Raw genomic sequence first — 22,204 nt, 5'->3', positions numbered from 1 at the left:
AAACTACAACCACCCCCGCACTGCCAACCTTTCGGCAGCAGCGGCTCCTTCCAGCCACTTCGATTCCAGGCCGGGGCCGCTGAGCAGCAGGCAGCTTCCTTCGGGCACGGCGGCAATGATGGCGCGGTATTGATCGGGAGGCAGGGCGGGGCAGCCGCGGCTGTTGCCGGCCTGCCCGTGCCGCTGCAAGTGGCGGCGGCTCACGTAATCGGCGGCGTGCAGCACCACGTAGCGGCGCAGGGCGTTGTCGTTCCGGCCCGCGTCGAGGCCGCGCAGGCGGCGCGAGAGGCCGTGCTTGCCCTGGTAGGTATCCTGCGTGGCGTAGAAGCCCAGCGCCGTGCACGCCGATTTGATGGTGTTGGAAAACCGGCGCGCCCGCAGGTGGCCCGAGCCGCGGCCGTGCGCCACCGGACTGTGCTGCAGCACTTCGGCCTTGCGCAGGTCGATAACCCACAGTCGCTTTTCGGAGGAAGGCAAATCCATGTCGGCCACGGCCAGCACCCCGGCGCGACGTACCCGCCCGGCGCGGCGCAGGTTGAGGTATCCCACGCAGGCCCGCTCCAATACAGCCGGGCGCAGCGTAGCCGCCGCCGGCCCCAGGCGAGCGTGCAGCGCCCGCACAGCCTGCCGCAACGAATCGGGCACAGCAGCCAGGGGTGCTACGGGTGTCAGCTGAAGCGAATCAGGCACCAATTCGGTGGCTAACGGCGCGGGCGGGACCGGCGCGGTCCGCAGCTCCTGCCGCGCAACCTCCGGCGACTGGCAAGCGGCTAAAACAGCCATCAGCCCCAAAAGAAGCCGCCAGGAGCGTTCAGTCTTTACAACAGCAGAAGTAAACGATTCGAAAAGCAACACAGGTGTAAAGTTCGCACTTACCCTGCCGAATACAAATCAGCTGACCAATCAGAAAAACACGCTGGCGTTCAGCTTCACAAAAAACGGCGTGCCCGGCGTGAAATGCAGCTCCGACACCGGCTCGGCTTCCGTGCGCAGCTGGCTTTCGGTATCAAACTGGGCCTGATTCCACTCAGTATTCAGCAGGTTTTCGAGGTTGGCACCCACCTGGTAGCGGGGCCGCGTGTAGCGCACCACGGCATCAAGCAAAAAGTAGCCGCGGGCCTGCACTGAATTGGTTTCGTTGGCGGGCCGGTCGCGCAGGTGGCGGTAGCGCAGGCTGCCGCTTAGCCCACCGGGCTGCTGGTAGGTAAGCCCCCCAATACTGGTAAAGCTGGGAGCCAGCGGAATGTAGTTTTCCCCTTTGGGCAAGCCCACCGCCCGGCCCCGGTTGTAGTTCACGTCCACATCGGCATAGAGGCGGGGCGTGAGTTGGTAGCGTATTGATACGTCGGTGCCGAAGCGGCGGGTGGGGCCGGCGCTTTCCGTCACGCCCTCGTCACCTACGTACACCAGCTCGTCCTGCAGGTGCAAGGCCCAGAGCGCCACGTTCACCACCAGTGCCGGGCGGGGCTTGAAGGTGCTGCCTGCCTCGTAGCCAATGGCGCGGGGCAGCACCTGCGCCGTGCGGTTGGTGACTACTGCCCGGGCATCGTTGGAGTGAAACCCGAAGCCGGAGCGCGCAAATAGCTGCACGTTGGCCGTCAGGTCGTAATACAGATTCAGCTTGGGGCTCACCCGCGCCTTACCCGCCCGGCCCGACAGCGCGGCGTCCCGGTCTTCGTGAAACGCAAACCGGAAATAGTCGAGCCGCAGCCCGGCATTCACCGTTAACTTATCCGTGATGGGCAGGGTTTCCTCCAAGAATGCGTTGAAGTTCTGCTCGTATACGCGGCCGCTCACGATGGTATCGGTGGTGGTGCGGCGCATGGCGTGGCGCAAAGCCAGGTCCACGTCGTCCAGCCGTGTGCCGATGCCGGCCAGGGTGCGCAGGGTGCGGGCGCCCAGCGCCGTACTGCGCTCATAGGTGCCCAGGTAGCCGTAGAGGTTGCGGGCCTCGGTCTGGCGAATTGCGTCGCCCTGCGCCGGATTTTCCTTGAAGAAGGTGAAGTTGGAAAACAGATTAAACTGGTAGCGCGAGTAATACACCTGCTGCTTGAGCACGGCCTCGTGTGGCAGCGCCACGGTTAAAATGGCGTTGGCATTGGCCCGGCTGGTGCTACCGCCCTCCGAGTCGTCGATGCTGCCGTAGCGCGAAATCAGGCCCAGGCGTACGGCCCGCTCCGGCACCTGGCCCGAGGCATCCCAGCGCGAGGCGAAGTGCGAGCCGCTCAGCGTAAGTGAGGTGCGCTCCGAGAGCCGGCCCGTGTATTTAGCCAGCCCATTGAAGCGGTTGAGGTGCTGCTTGGCGTCGAAGTAAGAGTTGGTGAAGTAGTACTCGGCAGCTACATAGGCACTTTCGGCGCGCTTGCTCAACAGGTGCTTATCCTTGGGCAGCACATCCAGCAGCAATAGCGCCCGTCGCGTATCGAACTGGCCTACCTCTACTTTGGCCTGACTTTGCTCCAGGGACGTTTTAGTGGTGAACTCGCCCGCGCCGGCCGTGGCAAAATCCCCGAACCGAGCCGAGTACGGACCTTTATAGACTTTCAGCTGATCAACCGTTTCGGGAATAACGAAGTGAAAGTCAGCGTAGCCCTGGCCGTGAGCGTGGCTGACCATATTCACCGGCAGCCCGTCGATGCTCACGTTGAAATCGGTGCCGTGGTCGATGTCGAAGCCGCGCAGGAAAATCTGCTCGGCCTTGCCCCCACCCGCGTGCTGAGCAATGAACAGCCCCGGCACCAGCGGCAGCAGATCCTGGGCGGAGTTGAGCGGCCGCAAAGTCCGGTCGATGTGCGAAATGGCGGCCAGCGTCTGGTTGGGGTCCTGGGGCTGCGACACGGTGACTTCCCCAATGTTGAGGGCCACCACGGGCAGCACAAAGGAAGCCACCGTGGTTTCATTGGCCCGTATCGTCAGGGTTTGGGTGACTGCGCCGTAGCCCAATGCGGTTACCCGAATGGTCTGGGCACCGGGCGCCAGCGCCCGCAGATGAAAACGGCCCAGCCCATCGGTGGTGGCCCCGCTGGCTTGGCCATCAAGCCAGATGCTGGCGCCGCCCAGCGGCTGTTGCGAGGCAGAATCGACCACCGTGGCCCGGATGCTGCCGGTAGTAGCGGCGGACTGGGCCCGCACTGTGCCCGCCCCAAGCAGCCACAGTAGGGCCACTCGCAGCCAGTGGCTTCGTAAAAAAGCAGTCATGTACAAGAAAATACTGATGCTCAGCGGCTCTGAAAGGCCGCGCCGGGCATCAAAGTGGGGAATAAGACAAGCGCGGCGCCTTCCACAACAGAAAGAACCGCAACGAGCTTATCCCCGGCGGGGCGGCGCATCTATGGCGGCCCGGATACCCGTGGGCACGGCCGCAGTGGGCCGGCAAGGGTGCTGCACGGCAGCATAGTACATTGCCTGAATTGTCTCGGGCAGTGTTTCGGCTAGTAATACGTGGGTATCGATGCCTTTCAATAAACTCAACAGATGCACCGGCGAGTCGTGCGCGGTGCGCGGGTGCCAGCCTTTCTGGGAGCCGTTGCAGCGCTCAAAGCAGTCAAGTCGGAGGTAGTGTTGTTGCTGACACTGGGCGCTGTGCTGATACGGGTGCGCCACCTGCGTGCGCAGTTGGTCGTCAGGCCGCCGAACGAGGCCCGCGCCCACTACCAGCAGGTAGTTCAGCAACAGCAAGAGCACCAGGCAGCAGCGCATCAGGTAAAGTATAGATCAATCAGGAGGTGAAAAACACGCGCTCCACCGTCCAATAGGCCGCAATGAGCCCAATGACAACGGATGCCGGCACGACGATGCGCTGCTTGTACCAGGGCTTGCCGGCAAACCAGCGCCCCACCAGCGCATACAGCAGCAGAATAACGGTAACCTGGCCCAGCTCCACGCCCACGTTGAAGGCAATGAGCGACTCCACAAACGCCGCCTGCGGCAAGCCGACTGATGCCAGTGCGCTGGCAAACCCCAGCCCATGCACCAGCCCAAACCCGAACACAATGACCAGCCGCCAAGGATTTAGTTGCTGCACAATGATGTTTTCGAGAGCTACAAATAGGATGGACAGCGCAATAATGGGCTCCACGATGGAGGCGGGCGGCGAAATCAGCCCGTACATCGACAAGCCCAGCGTGATGGAGTGCGCCACGGTGAAAGCCGTGGCCTGCCACAGCACCGACTTGAGCCGCGGCTCCAGCAGGTACAAGCTCACTACGAACAGAATATGGTCGAGGCCCAGGGGCAGAATGTGCCTGAAGCCCTCCAGCAGGTAGGTCGAAACGATATCGGTGCGGGAAAGCTTGCTCAGGTCCTGGTCGAGCACGTGGGCCGACGCCAGCTGGGGCGCCAGCCATAAAAGAAGCACACCTACTGGCAGCCATCCACGACGAGCAAAGGAAAGATGACGCATGCGCTCAGGAAATCAGGATATAGATGGGAAAGCTGCTTAGCGCGCTGCCAGCAGCTTGCGGCCTTCATCGGCCAGGTCAGCTTCCAGGTAAGGGTTGATGGCCAGTGCCTGCTTGATAAGGGCGTGTCCAGTGGTTTCCTGACCGGTTTTCAGAGCTATAAGGCCCGCCCGGCACAGCTGCGTAGGATTATGCGAGTTGGTGCGGCGGGCTTTTTTCATGTATTGCGCTGCGTCAGCGTACTCGCCGCGCTTGTAGTGCACCCAGGCCATGGTCTCACACACGTCAATGTTATCGGGGCGGCGCTGGTATTCAATTTCGGCGTGCTTTAGAGCCTTGTCCAGTTCGTTGGTTTTCAGGTAAGCAAAGGCCAGCTCCCGGTCCACGTAGTGGCCCACGTTCTCGTCGGCATCTGCTGCCTCAGCGCTGGCATCCAGCTGCCGGATGGCGTCCCGGGCCGCAGCCTGGGCTTTTTGCGGTTCGCCGTTGAGGCGGTAGAGGTCGGTCAGCTCATCCGTGAAGGCATAGTCGGCTACGAGGTTGCGGGCTTTTTCGAGGTGCTTGATAGCCACTGGGTAATTGTGGCGGGCGCGCTCCACCCGGCCCAGGCCCGCTAGGGCATAAGCGTAGGCGGGGCGGTACTGCAACGACAGGTTGTAGTTCTTTTCGGCCTCGGGGAGGTTGCCGGTAGTTTCGTAAAGGTGACCCAGCATCACGCGGGCCCACTCGGTTTGCTCCATGCCCGGCACGCCGGCACGCACGGCCATGTGCATAGCCTCCACGGCGCCCGGCAAGTCGCCGTGAATTTCACGCAGGTACGACACCCGGGAATATGCGGTGAGGTCAGGACGCACCTGGTTCATGCGGTCGGCGGCGCGCACGGCAGCGGAGTAGTTGCCTAGTTCCACGTTGGCGTCACATAGCAATCCGTACACAAAGCCGCTGTGGGGGTTCTGCTCCTGGGCGCGGCGGGCCAGCGCTAAGCCTTCGGAAAAGTGGTGCTGCGTAAGGCTCAAGGAAGATTTGCAGCACAGGGCCTCAAAGTTGTCAGGCTCGGCGCGCAGTACCTTGTCCAGCATCTGCACGGCGGCGGCATCATAGTAGGCGTGCTCACCCGTCACGCGGCCCTCTTGCATGTAGGCTTGGGCCAACTGCAATTGAGCCTCATGGTCGTCGGGGTTGCGGCGCAGGCGTTCCTGCAAGCCGGCCACGGCTTTGCGGGTGTTCAGCCATTCGGCGCCCGCTGCCATGGAACCCTGCCGGATTTTAAGTTGAGGCACCGGCCCTGTGGGGCGGCTCAGCACCAAAGCAGCCACCGCAGCCACAAAGCCTAGTATCACCAAAAAATATAAAATGCGTCGAGGTGTACTCATAGGATCAATGTGAAGGGAAGCAACGCGTGAAGCCTTGGTCGTACACACGTCCGGCCCCCTTACGGCGGCCGGACGGTTACGAAACCAATGAGCCAATTATTCCTTGGTTTTCAGCAGTTTTACTGACTGAAGGTTGGTTTTACCAGTAGAAAGCTTGGCAATGTAGAGCCCGCTGGCCAAGCCCGCAGGCGCCGTCCACTTGAACTCATACGTACCAGGCTTCATTACCTTGTCGCGCACCGGCGTAGCTACTACGCGGCCATTGATGTCCACAATAGTAATCGTGACCGGCATGCGCTGGGTTACGCGGTAGCTGAACGTCGTCTGACCTACGAAGGGATTCGGATAGTTCTGAGACAATTCCGCCAACTGGGGCTTCAGGCCTAGTCCCGAAGCGCCACGCTGCGAGGTAACGGTAGGCTGCGCTTTGGTACCCGACCATGGCGTCTGCACGAACGGGAACATGGCTTTCAGCGTGGTATCATTCTTCTCTACGCCTGTAGTGAACGTCAGCACGTTCTGCAGCTGCTGCGTTACAGGGTCGGTATCCGTGGCCTCAAAGTCATCATACCATAGGCCTACGGCCGCCAGTACGGCACCGCTCACGGCTTGCAGCTCAATGCGCACTACGTCGTCTTCCAGGCGGCGCCCGTTCGGGAAGCCATCCATGTTCGGAATAGCTTGCAGCGTAGCATTAGCATTATAGCGCGGGTCCGTCAGACCTAGTACGGCAGCAGCCAGTAGGCCTTCCGAACTGAAGTCAGTCGACTTACGGTCCGTAACCGGTACAGCCATGTTCAGGCGCAGCATGTCACCAACCACAGGTAAGAAGTTGTTGATGAAGGGTTTGCCCGCCGCCAGCGGATTACCGGCTTTACCCGTAGCCAGCTGGTAAGGTGCCAGGTTCGGCACGCCCGTCATGAAGATCGGCAACAAGTCCACGGAGCGGGGCTTGTTTTCCTGCAGCAGGATGGGGCCAAACGTGGCATCAGCGAAAACAGTACCTGCCCGCTGGGCCGTCGTCAGCACCGACAGGCCATCGGCCCCGTTGCGGAAGTCAAAACCAGCTGGGGGCAAGCCGGCGCGACCAGCCAATGATTTGGACTGAATGCGCAGCTTGGAGAAGCCTGGTACCGCCTCGCCATAGTATGTCTGGCCAGCCGGCTTAGGTGCTGCCGGGTCCTTAGGGGCATTATCTGCCATGTACAGCGCCAGTTCCGGGTTCACGAAGTTGGCGTTGAAGTCCGGGTTTTCGTTGTACGGCGTGCGGGCATTGAACTCGTCTTTGTCGCCAATGGGGTTTACCACTTCGTTGGTCAACGGCATGCCCAGGCGCGACACCTGCACCCAGTCGCCCGTGTGAGTTTGCGTACCGTCCGTTTTCAGCGTGCGAATAGCGCGGCGGCTGGCGGAAGCCCATACCCCGATGACGAAGTCGCCATCAAGGATAGTCGTGGCCTTATCCACCGTTTTACCGTCTTTCTGCAGCTGCGAAATCGGGATTTGCAGGGCAATGGTGTTCACGTTTTTGTGATACAGCCCGTCGCGCGCGTTTTCGGGGCGCAAGCCGCCCAGGTCCTCAATGGCTCCGATATCCACGAAGAACGGATCATCCACGGGGCCGCAGAATACTTTGCCGCCGCCAGCCGTTTCAATGGCGGCCGTCATCAACGACTCGTAACTGGCCGCCGCCAAACCAGCGGCACCCGTAATGGCGCGAGGTCCTACGTTGTAGGGCGGCACGGTACCGGCGCTAACCAGCGTGGTAGTGGCACCACCGTTAATAATGCGCTCCAGTTTATACGTAGTCTTCAGGTTCTCCTTTTTGAGGCGAATGTTGAAGTGCGTAGTGGGGTCTTCGTTGGTGCGCGTGAACGTGAAGCGGTACGTAATATCGTCGCCGGTGGTCGTAGCGTCGTTTTTAACGTGGATTTCGTACCGGATGTCTTCGCCGAAGTGGTAGTAGTTCGGGCCTCCCTGGGGCAGCTGGAACGGAATGAAGTTGGCGATGATGGTCACCATCTCATCGTTGCTGGGGTCCCGGAACGCGTATACGTCGGTGTTGTCAGCCAGCGGATCATCCGCAATAAGGGGGGCTTCGCGGTGGCTGGAAGCTTCCATAGGGGTCGTCTGGCTGCTCCAGACTGCCAAGCCGGCAGCCCCAAGCGCAGCTAGCGCCACTGATAGAATCGGGCGAGTAATTTTCTTCATGCGAAACGTGGTGGGGGTTAAGTGAGAAAATAAGCAATAGCCACACGGTGCCCCAGGGGGCAAAACAGCCGGTGGAAAACAACCTCAACAAGTCGAAAAGGAAATAAAACGTCCGCTAGAATATGCGGAGCGCAAGCAGCAGGCTGTAAATCAACCTGCTAGATAGGTAGCGACGAATGCGCAGAACGAGTATGTATCGCAGATACGCAGATACAAGCTCGACCAGATTGCTTTATTCTAACTTATTTATGTACATAATTCCGGTTAACCTCAACAGCGCCACGCCCGCGCATTCTTCGTTACTTTTGTAGCCCCCGAAACGGTTTGCCGCTCCGGCTGTTTTATCGTCGTTTCGCCCTTCGTGCGCCGTCCCGGCGCTTCTTTTTTGCTATGGCTAAAGTTGCAATCAACCTCTCTACCGGCAGTATTCAGCAGGAAGAAATCATTGTCGGTATCGACCTGGGTACGACCAACTCGCTGGTGGCCTACATCCACCCCGACGGCCGGCAGCCCGTGGCTATCAACGACCAGGGCCGTGGCACCATCGTGCCTTCAGTGGTGCACTTCCCGGCCGGCGGCGAAACGCCCATTGTGGGCACCGAGGCCAAAGACTACCTGCTTACCGATCCGCAGAACACGATTTACTCGGTGAAGCGCCTGCTGGGCAAATCCTACAAAGACCTGGGCCAGCACGCCCGCGACCTGGGCTACAAGGTCATCGACGACAACTCCGAAGGGCTGGTAAAAATCCGGGTGGGCGAGAAGTTCTACTCCCCCATCGAGCTGTCGGCCGAAATCCTGAAGGAGCTGCGCGCCCGCGCCGAGCACGCCCTCAAAACGCCCGTCAACAAAGCCGTGATTACGGTGCCCGCCTACTTCAACGACTCCCAGCGCCAGGCCACCCGCGACGCCGGCCGCCTGGCCGGGCTGGAAGTACTGCGCATCGTGAACGAGCCCACGGCCGCCGCGCTGGCCTACGGCATCGGCCTCGACCCCGAAGAAGAGAAAACCGTGGCCGTGTACGACCTAGGCGGCGGCACCTTTGATATCAGCATCCTGCACCTGCACCAGGGTATTTTTGAGGTGCTCAGCACCAACGGCGACACCTACCTTGGCGGCGACGACCTAGACCGCGCCATCATCAACCACTGGACCCAGCAGCACAATCTGGCTTCCACCCTGGCCGACAACGGTCCGCTGCAGCAGGAGCTGCGCCTGCTGGCCGAAGCCGCCAAGCGCTACCTTAGCCAGCACGACGACTTCGGAGCCAACTTCCTCGACAACCTGGTGCTTCGCCTGACGCGCCCAGAATTTGAGGAGCTGATCCGGCCGCTGGTGGAGCGCACTATTGCCTCCTGCCGTATAGCCCTGGCCGATGCCAAGCTGCAGCCCCAGGACCTGACGGCCGTACTGCTGGTGGGCGGCTCTACCCGCGTGCCTCTGGTGTACAACGCGGTTTCGGCGTTTTTCCAGCAGCAAGCCAACAACTCCCTGAACCCCGACGAAGTGGTAGCCCTGGGAGCCGCCATTCAGGCCGATATTCTGGGTGGCAACCGCCGCGACGTGCTGCTGCTGGACGTAACTCCCCTCACGCTGGGCATCGAAACGCTGGGCGGGCTGATGGACCCGATTATTCCGCGCAACTCCAAAATTCCGACCAAGGCCGGCCGCCAGTATACTACCTCCGTGGATGGGCAGGTGAACCTGAAGATTTCGGTGTACCAGGGCGAGCGGGACTTGGTGAAGGAAAACCGCAAGCTGGCCGAGTTCGACCTGTGCGGTATCCCGGCCATGCCCGCCGGCCTGCCCAAGGTCGACGTCAACTTTATCCTGAATGCCGACGGGATTCTAAAAGTTGAGGCTATTGAGTTGCGCTCCAGCACCCGGCAGGAAGTGGAAATCAAGCCCCAGTATGGCCTCACAGACGAGCAGGTGGAGCAGATGCTGATGGACTCGATGACCCACGCCCGGGAGGATATTGCCGCCCGCATGGTGATTGAGGCCCGCACTGTGGCCGAGCAGATGCTTTATCAGGTGGAGCGCTTCGTGGCCAAAAACGGCCAGCACCTCACCGCCGAGGAAACTACGCAGACGACGGCGGGCGTAGCCGAACTCAAAGCGGCCCTCACCACCCAGGAAAAAGACGTAATTCTGAAAGCCGTAGACGAGTTGGAAGAGCTGACGCGCCCCTTCGCCGAGCGGGTCATGAACATTTCCATCAGCCAGGCTATGGCCGGAAAGAAAATTGACTAAAGGGTTGAATAGGTTTCTGGTTGAATGGCTTTTGGCTACAGGCCGAGCCATTCAACCAGAAACCTATTCAACCAAAAACCCATTCAGCCGCTCAGCTTCTTGAATCCGCACGTCGCCCGTCTGTACCAGCTTGCGCAACAGCCCAGCCGCCGCATTGTGGGGCTGATGTCGGGCACCTCGCTGGACGGGCTGGATGTGGCCCTTTGCCGCCTGCACGGGCACGGGCCAGGCACCCGGCTGGAGCTGGAACAGTTTGCCACTGTGCCGTACTCGGATGAGGTGCGGCGGCGCATCCGGCAGGTATTTGCCCAGCCCCAGGTGAGTCTGGAGTACCTCACGCTGCTGCATCCGTGGCTGGGCCAGCTGCACGCCGATATGGTGCTGGATTGCCTGCATGAGTGGCAGGTGTTGCCCGCAGCGGTAGATTTGCTCGCCAGCCACGGCCAAACGGTTTTCCACGCCCCGCACCATCAGCATTGGCAGCCCGACTTCCAGGGTCAGAACGCCACCCTACAGCTCGGCGACGGCGACCAGCTGGCCATGCGTACCGGCATTATCACCGTCAGTGACTTCCGGCAGAAACACGTAGCAGCCGGGGGCGAAGGAGCTCCCCTGGCCACCTACGGCGACTATCTGCTACTGAGCAGCCCCACGGAAGCCCGCGTACTGCTCAACCTGGGCGGCATTGCCAACTTCACCTTTCTGCCTTCCCTGCAGAACGATGCGCGCCCCGTATTCAGCACGGACACGGGCCCGGCCAACACCCTGCTGGATTCGGTTATCCGTGCCCGGCGGCCGGAGCTGGCTTACGATGAAGGAGGCCAGCTGGCGGCTGCCGGGCTGGTGCATTCCGGCCTGCTCACGGCTTTGCTGGATCATCCGTTTTTTGCGGCGCCACTGCCCAAAACTACCGGCCCGGAGCTGTTCAGTGCCGCTTACCTGCGCCGGGCCCAGGAACGAAGCGAAACACCAACAATGGGCCTTGAGGATTTACTGGCTACCCTCACCGAGCTTAGCGCCACGAGCGTAGCCCGGGCCTTGCAACTGGCATTCGGGCCGATGCCGGCGTTGGCTGTATATGTAAGTGGTGGAGGCGCGCATAATGCTACGCTGCTGGCGGCGCTGCAACGAAAGCTGCCCTCCTGCAGGCTGGCCAGTACTGATTTGCTGGGAGTATCTCCCGATGCGAAAGAAGCCGTTCTGTTCGCGCTGCTGGCCAATGAGAGTGTGGCTGGCACGCCTACGCAGCTGCACGCGGCCGGCACCCCGGCGGTATTGTGCGGCAAAATTTCCCTGCCGGCCTAAGGCAGCGGCAGGCTGGGCTGACCGGGCCGGGCCGGCACCGGCGTAAAATACAGCACCCGCGTAGCCACCGAGTCCCGGAAGGAAACGTCCAATTGCAGGTGGGGCGCTCCTGCCAGGGTGTCTTTCTTGAACGTGAAGGCGCAGAAATAGCGTACACTCCCGCCTTCGCCCAGCCGCAGCCCCAGCTTATATAGGTCGAAGCCGGGGCCAAAGTGCTGGGCCTGCGCATGCACCGGCCGCATCACCTCCGCAAACCGGGCTGCCGTTATCCGCTGCGTCACGCTGGCATCCAGCAAGCCGTACGCCGCCGGGTAATCGGCCCGCAATACCGCCTGCAGAAACTGCCGTGCCACCTGCACCTGCGTGGGCGGGGTGGTTTGCGTTTGCGCCTGTGTAGCCGGCAGCGCAGTGCCCAGTAGCAGAGCCAGCGCACTCAAAGAAATTTTCTGTAGCATCATTAAGACAGCGCGAAGGCTAGAGCCGCTACAACAGGCCGCCGGTGAAAATAACTCAGCGGGCGCACAAAAAATCGGCGGTACCTAGCCGGCCTGTCTGCCTAAGCTACGTACCGCCGATTCGAGCGGAAGGTTTTTTAGTTTATTCTACCACTATCCGCTGCACAACGTGCAGATTATTACCCGTGATGTGCAGCAGATAAACTCCCTGGCTGAGCGTCTGTGTGTCAAACCGGCTAACTCCTGTGCGGCCCGGCACCTGGCGTTGTGCTACTCGCTGCCCAAGGGTGTTGAAGAGCGTGAGTGTGGCATCGTCGGCAGCCGCTTTGGCCCCCGACAGGGAAACCAGGAAATAGCCCGTACGCGCCGGATTGGGGTACACCCCAATGGTGAGGCCTGCGGTTTGCTGCTGTCCGGCGGTGGCTACGGTTACCGTGAAGGCCAGGCTGGTCGTGTTGTTGTCGTTGCTGCTTTCGGTTAGGGAGTTGTCGGGGTTCAGCACCACCAGAATGTAGTAGCTGCCCGAAGCCGTAGCCGCCGGAATGGTTGCGCTGAGCTGCAGGGGGCTCGTCTGGCTGCTGGCCAGCGTAGCGCCCGTGGCGCTGCCCAGCTGTACGTCGCCGGCATCGAAGCTCTGGTCGGCCGAGAGGTAAACGGCGTAGGGCTGGCTACTGGCCGGGCCCGTGCCGGTATTGCTGATGGTGCTGCTCACCGTTATGGCTGCCCCGGCGCTACCGCTGCTGGCCGAGAGGCTGGTCGACGAAGCCACAAACGTGAGGTCGGGCATCAGTGTGGCTACCGGGTCAGTTACCGTCAGGGCTAGGCTGGCCAGGTTGTTGGTTTCGCTGCTCTCGGCCACGGCGCTGGAGTGGGTCGGCTACGAACAGCACGTAGTAGCCGCCTGCTACCGTAGCGGCCGGCATGGTGAGCGTAGCTGTGCGCGTAGCCGTGGCACTGGCCGCGAGGCTGCCGCCGGTAGCCTGCCCCAGGCTCACGTCGGTGGCATCCAGCGTCATATTTTTTGACAGGTAGAAGCCTACGGTGCTGGTTGTAGCCGCCGTGTTGCCGCCGTTGCTGATTTTCACGCTGGCCGTTACTGAGGCGCCTTGCTGTACCGATGTTGTCTGCAGTTCGGCCGCGCTCAGCGTCAGGTCGGCTATCGCCGGAACGGTTACCGACAGCGCTACGCTGGCGACGTTGTTCGTTTCACTGCTTTCGGCTATGGCCGCGGCCGCATCGGCCACGAACAGCACGTAGTAGCTGCCCGCCGCAGTAGCGGCCGGAACCGTGAGCGTAGTGGTGCGCGTGTCGGATGCCGAGGCATTCAGCGCCGCGCCCGTCACGGTTTTCAGCAGGGCGTCATTCGCGTCCCAGATGGTGTTCGACGACAGGTAGTAGCTGATGGTGCTGCTGACCGCCGAGGCCTGGCCCTGGTTTTTGACGGTAATGGAGCTGGTTACGGTATTGCCCGCCAGCACGGAAGAGCTGCCCAGCGTAGCCGCTGACAGGGCCAGGTCAGCCTGCGCGGCTTTCACCGTCAGAGCCACGCTGGCTACGTTATCGGTTTCGTCGCTTTCCGCCACAGCCGCCGCGGCATCGGCCACGAACAGTACGTAGTAGCTGCCGGCCGTGGTGCTAGCCGGAACGGTAAACGAGCCGTTGCGCGTGGCGGTGCTGCCCGCAGCCAGGCTGCTGCCGGTAGTCTGGCTCAGGCTCACGTCACTGGCATCATAAGTAGCGTCTTTCGACAGGTAGTAGCCCACTGTGCTGGCCGTGGCACTAGCCGTGCCCGCATTTTTGATGCTGACGCTGCTGGTGAGTGCCCCGCCATTGGTAACCGACGTGGCCGACAGCGTAGCCGATGCCAGCGTCAGATTGGGCTGGGGCTTGGTCACCTTCAGCGCCAGGGAAGCCAGGTTATTGGTTTCGTTGGATTCCGCCAAGGCTTCCGAGGGGTCGGCTACGAACAGCACGTAGTAGCTACCTACGGCCGTGCCCGAAGGAATGCTGAGCGTAGCGCTGCGGGTAGCATTGGCGTCGGCCGCCAGCGTGCCACCGGTGGTGGTAGCCAGCGGCACGTCGCTGGTGCTGAACTTGGTATCGGTAGAAAGGTAGTAGCCTACGGTGCTGGCGCTGGCGCTGCCCTTGCCGGAGTTAGTAACCTTCACCGACGACGTGAGGGAGTTGCCGGCATCTACGGTGCTGCCACTTAGCGTAGCGCCCGATAACGTCAGGTCTGGGTTATCGGCCACACCAATACACGATACGGTAGCTTCAAAACCGGTGGAAACGTAGTAGTCGGTGGCAAAAACGATGGTAATGGCCCCGGTGCTGCCCGTCGCCTTCACCGTACCCGGCGAGGCGTTGAAGTACGTGTAGGAGCCCAGCAGCGGAGAAGACGTGTCCGGCCCGTTGTAGATGTACAGGTAGGAGTAGTAGTTCAGGGTGAACTGCGTGAAGTCGAGCTGCACCTTGGCCCCGCTGGTAGCCGGGTAAATCGTCAGCGTGCCATTGGCGTAGGAAGTGTAGTTGTCCGTGCCGCCGTTGTCATAGATTTTGGTGCCGCAGGTGGTAATGCTGGCCATGCCCGATGTAGGCACCACAGTACCGTTGAACGGCTCCGTTATGGTAATGCCAATGGCCGTGGCGTTGTTCTGCTCGTTGGTTTCCGAAACCAGGTTGGTTGCATCGGCCACCACCAGAATGTAGTAGGCGCCCGGCGTGGCATCCGTAGGAATGGTGTTGCTGAACGAGCGGTATGAATAATCATAGGCCGACACGTAGCCGCCGGTAGATGTGGTCAGCAGCTCATCGTTGCTGTCGAGCGTGGCATCCTTCGACAGATACACCTGGGCATTGCTGGACGCGGTAGCCGTATTGCCGCCATTGTACACAGAGAACGTCGTGTTCAGGCTGCCGCCCGCTGCTACCGAGTAGCGCGACAGGGAGGCCGAGTAAATAGCCAGGTCTATGCCCGGCGTAATCACTGAGATGGTGTAAGCTGTGACGTTATTCTGCTCATTGCTTTCGGCTACCTGATTCTGGTAGTCGGCCGCAAACAGAATGTAATAGGTGCCTGCCTCGGTACCGGCCGGAATCTGCACGGACGCATACGGGTAGGCATAATAGCCTGCGCTGATGCTATTGACAGTGCTGGACGTCAGCAGCACGTCGTTGCCATCGAGCGTGGAGTTCTTGGAAAGGTAGTACCCCAGGCTCGACGCGCTGGCGGTAGAGTTGCCCTGGTTGTACACGTAGGCCGAAACCGAAACGCTGCTCCCGCTGGCTACCGACGAAGGGCTGACCCCAGTGGACTGCACCGTCAAATCCACGTAGGGGTCCACTACCTGCAGCGTAACGCTGCTGACGTTGTTGTTTTCGTTGGATTCCGCTACCTGGTCTTTATAGTCGGCCACGAACAGCACGTAGTAGGTGCCCGCCGTGGCAGTAGCCGGCACGGTAAGGTAGGAGCCGCGGTAGTCACTGGCATTGGCCGCCAGAGCCGAGCCGTTCACCGAGTTCAGCAGCACGTCTTTGCTGTCGAGCTTGGTATCCGTGGACAGGTAGTAGCCCACGTTGGAGCTGCTGGCCGATGTATTGCCCTGATTGTAGATGTAGGTGGTGCCGGTGATGGTGGTGCCGGCCGTGACGGACGTGGCGCTCAGCTGCGACTGGGTAGGCACCAGGTCGATGCTGGCTTTGGCCACGGTAATGGCTACGGCCGTCACGTTGTTGTCCTCGTTGGTTTCGGTTACCAGATCCTGATAATCGGCTGCGAACAGCACGTAGTAAGTGCCCGGTACCACGGAGGATGGGATGTTGGTGTAGGCGTTGGCGTAGTTGGAGTAGCTGGCGTAGAGCGTGCCGCCGAACGTAGACGTCAGCAGTTGGTCTTTGCTGTCGAGCTTGGTATCGGTGGACAGGTAGTAGCCCACGCTGCTGGAGCTGGCGTTGGTGTTGCCGGTATTCTGGATGTAGGAAGTCAGGCTGATGGCATTGCCGGGCGCGGTGGAAGTTGGCGTCACATTGGCCTGCGTCATCACCAGGTCCACCGCCGCCGGAATAACGTTGACGGATACGGTAGCAATGTTGTTATCCTCGTTGCTTTCCGCCACGGCATCCTGGTAGTCGCCCACAAACAGCAGGTAGTAGTTGCCGGTGTTGGTAATGGACGGAATCTGCACGGAGGCTTCGCGGTAGCTGGAGGCGCCTACGGCCAGGTTGCTGCCCGTGCTGTTGCCAATCAGAATGTCGCTGCCGTCCAGCTTCGCGTCTTTCGACAGGTAGTAGCCCACCGAGCTGCTGGTAGCTGTGGTGCCCGTGAGGTTGTAGATGGAGGACGTCACGTACACGTTGTTGCCGGCCACTACCGACAGCGGCTGCACGGAGGCGCCCTGAACGGCCAGGTCGGGCTTGGGCACCGTCGTCACGCAGCTGATGCTGGCGGCGAAGCCGGCGTAGTTGTAGTAGCTGGTGGCAAACCGCACCGTTACTGCGCCGGTGGAGCCGGTACCATACACCGTGCCGGGGTTGGAGGAATACGAGTTGGTGTACTCACCAATCAGCGGCGACGAGGTGGATGGCCCGTCGTAGATGCGCAGCACATCGTAGTAGTAAGTTGAAACGGCCGAAAAGTCCAGCTTGATTTTGCTGCCCGCAGTGGCCGGATAAATGGTAATGGTACCGTCGGCATAGGTGGTGTAGTTGCCGTTGGCGCCACCGTTATCATACAGCATGCCTTCGCACGTGGTAATGGAGGTGGTGCCCGAGGCCGGAATGGTATAGGACTGCGCGGTGGCCGAGTAGCTTAGCACCACACTGGCCAGCAGAAGAAGCAATAAAGGAAGCCCTTTAAACAGCGGGGCTGAGGCGTAGCGTTTGGTCATATAGTCAGCAAGTAAAAAGCAGGGAGCAGGCCAGTCGGCACCACGCACTGGGGCAGGCTGGCGGGCAAAAAGGAAAAGGCAAGGTTATTCTTCTTCCTGGGGCACAAGCAGGAATACGTCTTCGCCGGGGCGCTTCATAATGTATTTTTCCCGGGCAAACTTTTCGAGCAGCTCCGGGCTGCTGAGCAGCTCGGCGCGGTCTTTCTTTACTTTATCAATTTCACTTAGATAATACTCCTTTTCGGTATTGAGCTCCCGCCATTTCGAATACACATCGTACTGTTTGATCAGGTCATTGGCATCGAACAGGAACATCCAGGCCAGGAAAGCTACTCCGGCCAGAAAGTAAAAGCTGCGCAGAAAACCGGGCACCCGCTCCAGCATCGTAGTCAAATACATAGGTTTCAAAGGTAAAGCAAAGGAGCCGATCTGTTGGCAGACCGGCTCCTGAAAATTTTACGCGTAAGGTTGTACTATTCTGTGCCCTACATCTTGCGGCCGGGGAAGTAGGCCACTTCGCCCAGCTCTTCCTCAATGCGCAGCAGTTGGTTATACTTGGCCATGCGGTCGGAGCGGGAGGCCGAGCCGGTTTTGATCTGGCCGGTGTTCAGGGCCACGGCCAGGTCGGCAATGGTGTTATCCTCGGTTTCGCCCGAGCGGTGGCTCATGATGCTCTTGTAGCCGTTGCGGCGGCCCAGGTTGATGGCGTCAATGGTTTCCGACAGCGTACCAATCTGGTTTACCTTGATGAGGATGGCGTTGGCAATCTTCTCATCGATGCCGCGCTGCAGGCGGTTTACGTTGGTCACGAACAGGTCGTCGCCTACCAGCTGGGTGGTGCTGCCGATGCTGTCGGTGAGGGCCTTCCAGCCGGTCCAGTCGTCCTCATCCATGCCATCCTCAATGCTGATGATGGGGTATTTCTTCGTCCAGTCGGTCCAGTACGACACCATTTCCGAGGACGTGAGCTTGTCGCCGGTGCTTTTCTTGAAGTGGTAGTGACCATCCTCGTAGAACTCCGACACGGCCGCATCCATGGCAATCATCACGTCGTCGCCGGGCTTGTAGCCGGCCTTCTCGATGGCCTGGATGACAATCTTGATGGCGTCTTCGTTGCTCTTGATGTTGGGGGCAAAGCCGCCTTCGTCGCCCACGTTCGTGCTGAAGCCCTGCTTCTTGAGCACGTCTTTCAGGTGATGGAAGATTTCAGTCCCCCAGCGCAGCGCCTCCGAGAAGGTAGGTGCGCCCACCGGCATAATCATGAATTCCTGGAAGTCGATGCTGTTGTCGGCATGCGAGCCGCCATTCAGGATGTTCATCATGGGCACGGGCAGCGTGGTGGCATTTACGCCGCCCACGTAGCGGTACAGCGGCATGCCTGCCTCAGCAGCGGCAGCGCGGGCAGCAGCCAGCGAAACGCCCAGAATGGCATTGGCACCCAGGTTGGCCTTGTTGGGCGTGCCGTCCATTTCCAGCATGATCTTGTCGAGCCAACCCTGCTCGTATACCGAGAAGCCCACCAGCTCTTCGGCAATCTTGCTGTTCACATTCTCTACCGCCTTCAGCACTCCCTTTCCCATGTACTTCGACTTGTCGTCGTCGCGCAGCTCCACGGCTTCGTGCTTGCCGGTACTGGCCCCCGAGGGCACGGCAGCACGGCCTACGGTGCCGTTTTCGGTGGTCACGTCAACTTCCACGGTGGGGTTGCCGCGCGAATCAAAAATCTGACGGGCGTGGATTTCGGTGATAATGCTCATAAGAAGAAGTTTGGGTTGAGAAATGAAAACGCTCCGAGCAACGCCGCGCCAAACCGAGCCCGGCCGCCGCGTTGCGGCAGCAAGGTACTCAATCAGGTCTTTTAGCCCAGCGCAATTTCCGGCACTTGCAAAGCCAGCACCGAAAAATGCGCACGCAAGCGTAGCTGGCCGCCCCTACCCTTCCAGCCACCGCCGGAACTCGGGCGTCTGTGCGGCGCTGGTAGTGAGTACCACATCGGCTTTGCCGCGCAGCTTCACGGCCAGCCGGTTGTTGAAGTACGGCTCCACTTTCTCCACGAAGCCAATGTTGACCAGCTCCGAGCGGTTCAGCCGTCCGAAGTGCGCAGGGTTTAGCTGGCGCTCTACCTCCGTAAGCGTACCACTAAGCGGGTAGCGCGTCCCCGCAACATCCACCGCGAAGGTCACGCCCTCGTCGGCTTGTACGTAAGCCACGTCCTCTACCTGCAGAATGTAGAGGCCATTGCGCATGCGCACCGAAAAGCGCTGCCGGTACTGCGGCTGACCTCCCTGCCGCAGAGCATGGCTTAGCTCGCGCACCACCTCCGGACTAAGCACTGGCGCGGTGGGTTGCGCAAAGCTCCCCTGCAGCCGCTGGTACTTGGTCAGCGCCTCCTGAAACTGCTCGTAGGTGAAAGGCTTGAGCAGGTAAGCAATGCCGTTGCCCCGGAAGGCAGGTAGCAGAAACTGGTCGTAGGCCGTGGTGAAGATAATGGGGCAGGTGACTTGGAACCGCTCATATAGCAAAAACACGTTGCCATCAAGCAGCTCAATGTCTGAGAAAATAAGATCGGGCATGGGGTGCGTTTGCAGCCAATCCAAGGCCTTGCCCACACTGCGCACCACCGGCGGGGCTGGGGGTGCTAGGCCGGCCTGCGTCAAAAACTGCAGGGTTTGGCGGGCGGCGGGCTCTTCGTCTTCCAGAATCAGGATACGCACAACACTGATATTATTTTATGCTGCCGAGTATGCCCGCGCCGCTGCCACCAGCGGCACCATCACGGCGAAGGTAGCGGCCGTATCCGTCACCGCAATTTCCCGGTTGCCGAGCAGCCGGTACCGCTCCCGCAGGTTGGCCAGGCCGGTGCCAGTCGAGTCGACTGCGGTGAGCTTGGGCCGGCGCGGGTGCGTCACGGTCAGGGTATTTTCAGTGACGTCGATAGTTATCAGCAGGGGCGCGTCATCGTTGCCAGCGTTGTGCTTGATGGCGTTTTCGACCAGCAGCTGCAGCGTGCCCGGCACCACCAGCAGCCGGTCCAGGTCTACGTTTTCGGGTAGCGTCTGCCGGAAGTCGTAGGCCGTGCCGAAGCGGTGGCGAAGCAGGTAGATGTATTCTTCCACGAAACGCAGCTCCTCCGTCAGCGGCACAAAGTCCTCGTCCTTGTAGCGAATCAGGAAGCGGTATAGTGCCGCAAAACGATTCAGGTATTCGTTGGCCTCGGCTGGGTCGTGCTGGATGAGGGCGCGCAGCACGTTAAGGTTATTGAAGAGGAAGTGCGGGTCCAATTGCGCTTTAAGATTGCGCAACTCGCTTTCTGTTTGCGCCTGGCGCACCTGCAGCAGCTTTTGCTGCAGATCGAAGTAGCGCTTGGCCGTGAGCAGTACCGCCAGCAGGCCGTAGCTTTTGGCGTGGGCTACGGCTCCCAGCACAATGCGCATACCCGACAGATCGATACGGTGCCCGAGCAGGCTGCCGTACACAATCAGGTATAGTCCCCCGCTCAGCAGCAAAAACACCGGCACCTGCCCCAGCCGCGACCAGTGCTTACGCTCCAGAAACAGCGGCAGAAATTGCCCTACGATTACCGCCACCGTGGTGGTATCGAACAGCACCGTTACCATTACCACCGGCAGAACCCGCCACCAGCTCCAGCCGGTATCCGATATGTACTGGAGCAGAAGCACCGGCGCCACCACGGCCCAATATGCCAGAATCAGCCGGACGTCGGAGCGCGTGAGGCGGTGCTTAAGCAGAAATGAGGTCATACTGCGAATGTAAGGCAAGGGGCGGGCCAGGCAAATATGCTTTTCGGGAGCTGAATGCAGGAGCATGCTCATGGCTGCAGGGCCTGCACGGCGGCCGAGTTGCGTACCAGAATCAGGTATTGCACATAAGCCGTAGCCGGCAGCTCCGGCCGGAAGTGGATCTGCTGGCCCCTGGGCACGCCCGGCGCATAGCTTACCTGAATGGGTTGCTGGGTGGTAGCGGCAGCCGGGGCATTCAGCTGAAACAGAGTAGTACTGCCCGGCTGGGTCTGAGCTGTCAGCTCCGCCATCCCATTAATGAGGGTCAGGGGGCCGTCGTGGTTGAATTTATCGGATTGAACGTAGCGCTGGGCGGGGCCGGCCGTGGGCAGGAAGTTGCCCGGCAGCAGCATCTGGCAATCGGCAAACACGCACATCAACGACACCACTTTGTTGTGCACCGGCAGAGTGCTCTGGCGCACCATCCCCGCAAACAGGGTGGCGCCGCTTTGCAGGGGACTTTGCAGCACGTGCGCCAGTCCCCAGAAGCCGTATAGCTTCTGCCCGGCCAGGTGCTGCGCCTCATACAGCGCCTGGAAGTTGGCGAAGATATTCTTTTCCCGCACCAGCATGTTGCTGCGGTTCTGCGTAGCGCCTACCAGCAGGTGCCGCACATCCTCATACCGACTGCCAAGAGCGGTTCGGTGGTTTCCTTCGGGCTGCTGCAGGGTGCGCAAAGCGCGTTGAGCTACGGCCGCCAGCACCGCCCCGGCTTGCTGCGGCTGCCGGAGCAGCATTGTTACCGAGTCCAGCTGCCCGCGCAGGGTCGGGTTCAGACCTTTCAGCGGTAGCAACTCCGTGAGATAATCTGCCGCCAAAGGCAGGTCCTGCAGCTGGTCGAGGCCCAGGAACCGAACCTGCCGCTTTTTGGGCAGCGTCTGGTTCCAGCTGCGAATCTGCTGGAACTTGGCCCGCAGCTCCTGGTTGGCCCACTGCGAAGTTTCAGCATTCCAGCTGCGGAAGATCAGGTCCAGCGTAGCCTCCTGCCCGGTGCGCAGGTACTCGTTCAGGTAGTATGCTTTGGCGCAGTCCACTTCGGCGACATAGGTTCGCACGCCGGCCCGCTCGTTCAGGTGCTTGAGCAGCGCGAGGTCAATTTCCTGCGGCCGCTGCACCCCGTGGGCTTCCCCCAGCAAAAACAGCTCGTTCCGGTAAAAGGCCGCATCGAAAGCCGGAAACGCGTCTTTGCTCCCAAGCTTTATGGTTGATGCTGGCACGTTCGCAAAACGCGCCGTCGGCTGCACGGCTTCTGCCGATTGAGCGTGAGCTTGGGCGGCTCCCAGCCAGATGCTGGCGGCACAAACCAAGGTTTTCAGGGAAAAGCGGGTTGTAGTCATGACGACGAAAGGATTAGCGTGAAGGAATGCCTCAAAGCACGCCGTTCAGGCCGCTGCTACCGCCACCTATCCTGCCAAGCCGCTGAAACTATCGGTGAACTGCGGGAAAAATCCATTGAACAGCCCGTACGCTCCGGGCAAAAAAGGGACGCACCTTGCGGCACGTCCCTTTTCAGTTGTAAGC

16 protein-coding genes are annotated in these 22,204 nt (G+C 60.6%); 2 read left to right on the top strand and 14 right to left on the bottom strand.

Annotated elements, in window-relative coordinates:
• Positions 1 to 3 precede the first annotated feature (3 nt).
• The 6 genes from LRS06_RS12760 to LRS06_RS12735 form a co-directional block, all read right to left on the bottom strand.
• Positions 4 to 783 carry a murein L,D-transpeptidase catalytic domain family protein gene (locus LRS06_RS12760; protein ID WP_257871823.1) on the bottom strand — a complete coding sequence of 260 codons (780 nt, stop codon included), beginning with the start codon at positions 781 to 783 and terminating at the stop codon, positions 4 to 6.
• Positions 784 to 903: 120 nt separating this feature from the next.
• On the bottom strand, positions 904 to 3,198 hold the full coding sequence (locus LRS06_RS12755; protein WP_257871822.1) for a TonB-dependent receptor: 2,295 nt from the start codon (positions 3,196 to 3,198) through the stop codon (positions 904 to 906).
• 108 nt (positions 3,199 to 3,306) lie between these two features.
• On the bottom strand, positions 3,307 to 3,699 hold the full coding sequence (locus LRS06_RS12750) for a hypothetical protein (RefSeq protein WP_257871821.1): 393 nt from the start codon (positions 3,697 to 3,699) through the stop codon (positions 3,307 to 3,309).
• A 19-nt stretch (positions 3,700 to 3,718) separates the two neighbouring features.
• On the bottom strand, positions 3,719 to 4,402 hold the full coding sequence (locus LRS06_RS12745) for a HupE/UreJ family protein (RefSeq protein WP_257871820.1): 684 nt from the start codon (positions 4,400 to 4,402) through the stop codon (positions 3,719 to 3,721).
• A 36-nt stretch (positions 4,403 to 4,438) separates the two neighbouring features.
• Positions 4,439 to 5,773, bottom strand: coding sequence for a lipopolysaccharide assembly protein LapB (locus LRS06_RS12740; protein WP_257871819.1), 1,335 nt, complete (start codon positions 5,771 to 5,773; stop codon positions 4,439 to 4,441).
• A 96-nt stretch (positions 5,774 to 5,869) separates the two neighbouring features.
• The gene (locus LRS06_RS12735; protein WP_257871818.1) at positions 5,870 to 7,984 is read right to left on the bottom strand and encodes a DUF4331 domain-containing protein; all 2,115 of its coding nucleotides are present in this window, start codon (positions 7,982 to 7,984) and stop codon (positions 5,870 to 5,872) included.
• 390 nt (positions 7,985 to 8,374) lie between these two features.
• Between LRS06_RS12735 and hscA the strand changes: the two genes are divergently transcribed.
• Together hscA and LRS06_RS12725 are read left to right on the top strand one after the other, a co-directional pair.
• Positions 8,375 to 10,237 (top strand): Fe-S protein assembly chaperone HscA, encoded by a 1,863-nt coding sequence (gene hscA, locus LRS06_RS12730; RefSeq protein WP_257871817.1) that lies wholly within the window; start codon positions 8,375 to 8,377, stop codon positions 10,235 to 10,237.
• A gap of 99 nt (positions 10,238 to 10,336) precedes the next feature.
• Positions 10,337 to 11,542 carry an anhydro-N-acetylmuramic acid kinase gene (locus LRS06_RS12725; RefSeq protein ID WP_257871816.1) on the top strand — a complete coding sequence of 402 codons (1,206 nt, stop codon included), beginning with the start codon at positions 10,337 to 10,339 and terminating at the stop codon, positions 11,540 to 11,542.
• Here LRS06_RS12725 and LRS06_RS12720 read toward each other — a convergent pair.
• The 8 genes from LRS06_RS12720 to LRS06_RS12685 all read right to left on the bottom strand — a co-directional run bounded on the left by LRS06_RS12720 (position 11,539) and on the right by LRS06_RS12685 (position 22,020).
• A complete protein-coding gene (locus tag LRS06_RS12720) occupies positions 11,539 to 12,000 on the bottom strand; it encodes a hypothetical protein (protein WP_257871815.1) in 462 nt (153 codons plus the stop codon). The genes LRS06_RS12725 and LRS06_RS12720 overlap by 4 nt on opposite strands.
• Before the next feature lie 139 nt (positions 12,001 to 12,139).
• Positions 12,140 to 12,856 (bottom strand): T9SS type A sorting domain-containing protein, encoded by a 717-nt coding sequence (locus LRS06_RS12715; RefSeq protein ID WP_257871814.1) that lies wholly within the window; start codon positions 12,854 to 12,856, stop codon positions 12,140 to 12,142.
• Positions 12,801 to 16,883 carry a CARDB domain-containing protein gene (locus tag LRS06_RS12710; protein WP_257871813.1) on the bottom strand — a complete coding sequence of 1,361 codons (4,083 nt, stop codon included), beginning with the start codon at positions 16,881 to 16,883 and terminating at the stop codon, positions 12,801 to 12,803. Before LRS06_RS12710 ends, LRS06_RS12715 begins: the two co-directional genes overlap by 56 nt.
• 84 nt (positions 16,884 to 16,967) lie before the next feature.
• Positions 16,968 to 17,282, bottom strand: coding sequence for a septum formation initiator family protein (locus tag LRS06_RS12705; RefSeq protein WP_257871812.1), 315 nt, complete (start codon positions 17,280 to 17,282; stop codon positions 16,968 to 16,970).
• An 86-nt stretch (positions 17,283 to 17,368) separates the two neighbouring features.
• Positions 17,369 to 18,640, bottom strand: coding sequence for a phosphopyruvate hydratase (gene eno, locus LRS06_RS12700; protein WP_257871811.1), 1,272 nt, complete (start codon positions 18,638 to 18,640; stop codon positions 17,369 to 17,371).
• A gap of 174 nt (positions 18,641 to 18,814) precedes the next feature.
• Entirely contained in the window at positions 18,815 to 19,597 is a 783-nt protein-coding gene (locus LRS06_RS12695; protein ID WP_257871810.1) for a LytTR family DNA-binding domain-containing protein, read from the bottom strand.
• Between the two features lie 15 nt (positions 19,598 to 19,612).
• A complete protein-coding gene (locus tag LRS06_RS12690; protein WP_257871809.1) occupies positions 19,613 to 20,644 on the bottom strand; it encodes a sensor histidine kinase in 1,032 nt (343 codons plus the stop codon).
• A 68-nt stretch (positions 20,645 to 20,712) separates the two neighbouring features.
• Positions 20,713 to 22,020, bottom strand: coding sequence for an erythromycin esterase family protein (locus LRS06_RS12685; RefSeq protein ID WP_257871808.1), 1,308 nt, complete (start codon positions 22,018 to 22,020; stop codon positions 20,713 to 20,715).
• Positions 22,021 to 22,204 lie beyond the last annotated feature (184 nt).

The sequence above is a fragment of the Hymenobacter sp. J193 genome (assembly GCF_024700075.1).
In the GTDB taxonomy this organism is placed as follows: Bacteria; Bacteroidota; Bacteroidia; order Cytophagales; family Hymenobacteraceae; genus Hymenobacter.
The sequence above is the reverse complement of the archived record's forward strand: the minus strand, read 5'-3'. Positions and strand labels throughout refer to the sequence as shown.

Coding starts and splice junctions, on each gene's coding strand:
- LRS06_RS12720 (WP_257871815.1), bottom strand. CDS start 12,000: ATGATGCTACAGAAAATTTCTTTGAGTGCGCTGGCTCTGCTACTGGGC.
- LRS06_RS12755 (WP_257871822.1), bottom strand. CDS start 3,198: ATGACTGCTTTTTTACGAAGCCACTGGCTGCGAGTGGCCCTACTGTGG.
- LRS06_RS12690 (WP_257871809.1), bottom strand. CDS start 20,644: ATGACCTCATTTCTGCTTAAGCACCGCCTCACGCGCTCCGACGTCCGG.
- LRS06_RS12705 (WP_257871812.1), bottom strand. CDS start 17,282: ATGTATTTGACTACGATGCTGGAGCGGGTGCCCGGTTTTCTGCGCAGC.
- eno (WP_257871811.1), bottom strand. CDS start 18,640: ATGAGCATTATCACCGAAATCCACGCCCGTCAGATTTTTGATTCGCGC.
- LRS06_RS12740 (WP_257871819.1), bottom strand. CDS start 5,773: ATGAGTACACCTCGACGCATTTTATATTTTTTGGTGATACTAGGCTTT.
- LRS06_RS12760 (WP_257871823.1), bottom strand. CDS start 783: ATGGCTGTTTTAGCCGCTTGCCAGTCGCCGGAGGTTGCGCGGCAGGAG.
- LRS06_RS12745 (WP_257871820.1), bottom strand. CDS start 4,402: ATGCGTCATCTTTCCTTTGCTCGTCGTGGATGGCTGCCAGTAGGTGTG.
- LRS06_RS12735 (WP_257871818.1), bottom strand. CDS start 7,984: ATGAAGAAAATTACTCGCCCGATTCTATCAGTGGCGCTAGCTGCGCTT.
- LRS06_RS12750 (WP_257871821.1), bottom strand. CDS start 3,699: ATGCGCTGCTGCCTGGTGCTCTTGCTGTTGCTGAACTACCTGCTGGTA.
- LRS06_RS12685 (WP_257871808.1), bottom strand. CDS start 22,020: ATGACTACAACCCGCTTTTCCCTGAAAACCTTGGTTTGTGCCGCCAGC.
- LRS06_RS12710 (WP_257871813.1), bottom strand. CDS start 16,883: ATGACCAAACGCTACGCCTCAGCCCCGCTGTTTAAAGGGCTTCCTTTA.
- hscA (WP_257871817.1), top strand. CDS start 8,375: ATGGCTAAAGTTGCAATCAACCTCTCTACCGGCAGTATTCAGCAGGAA.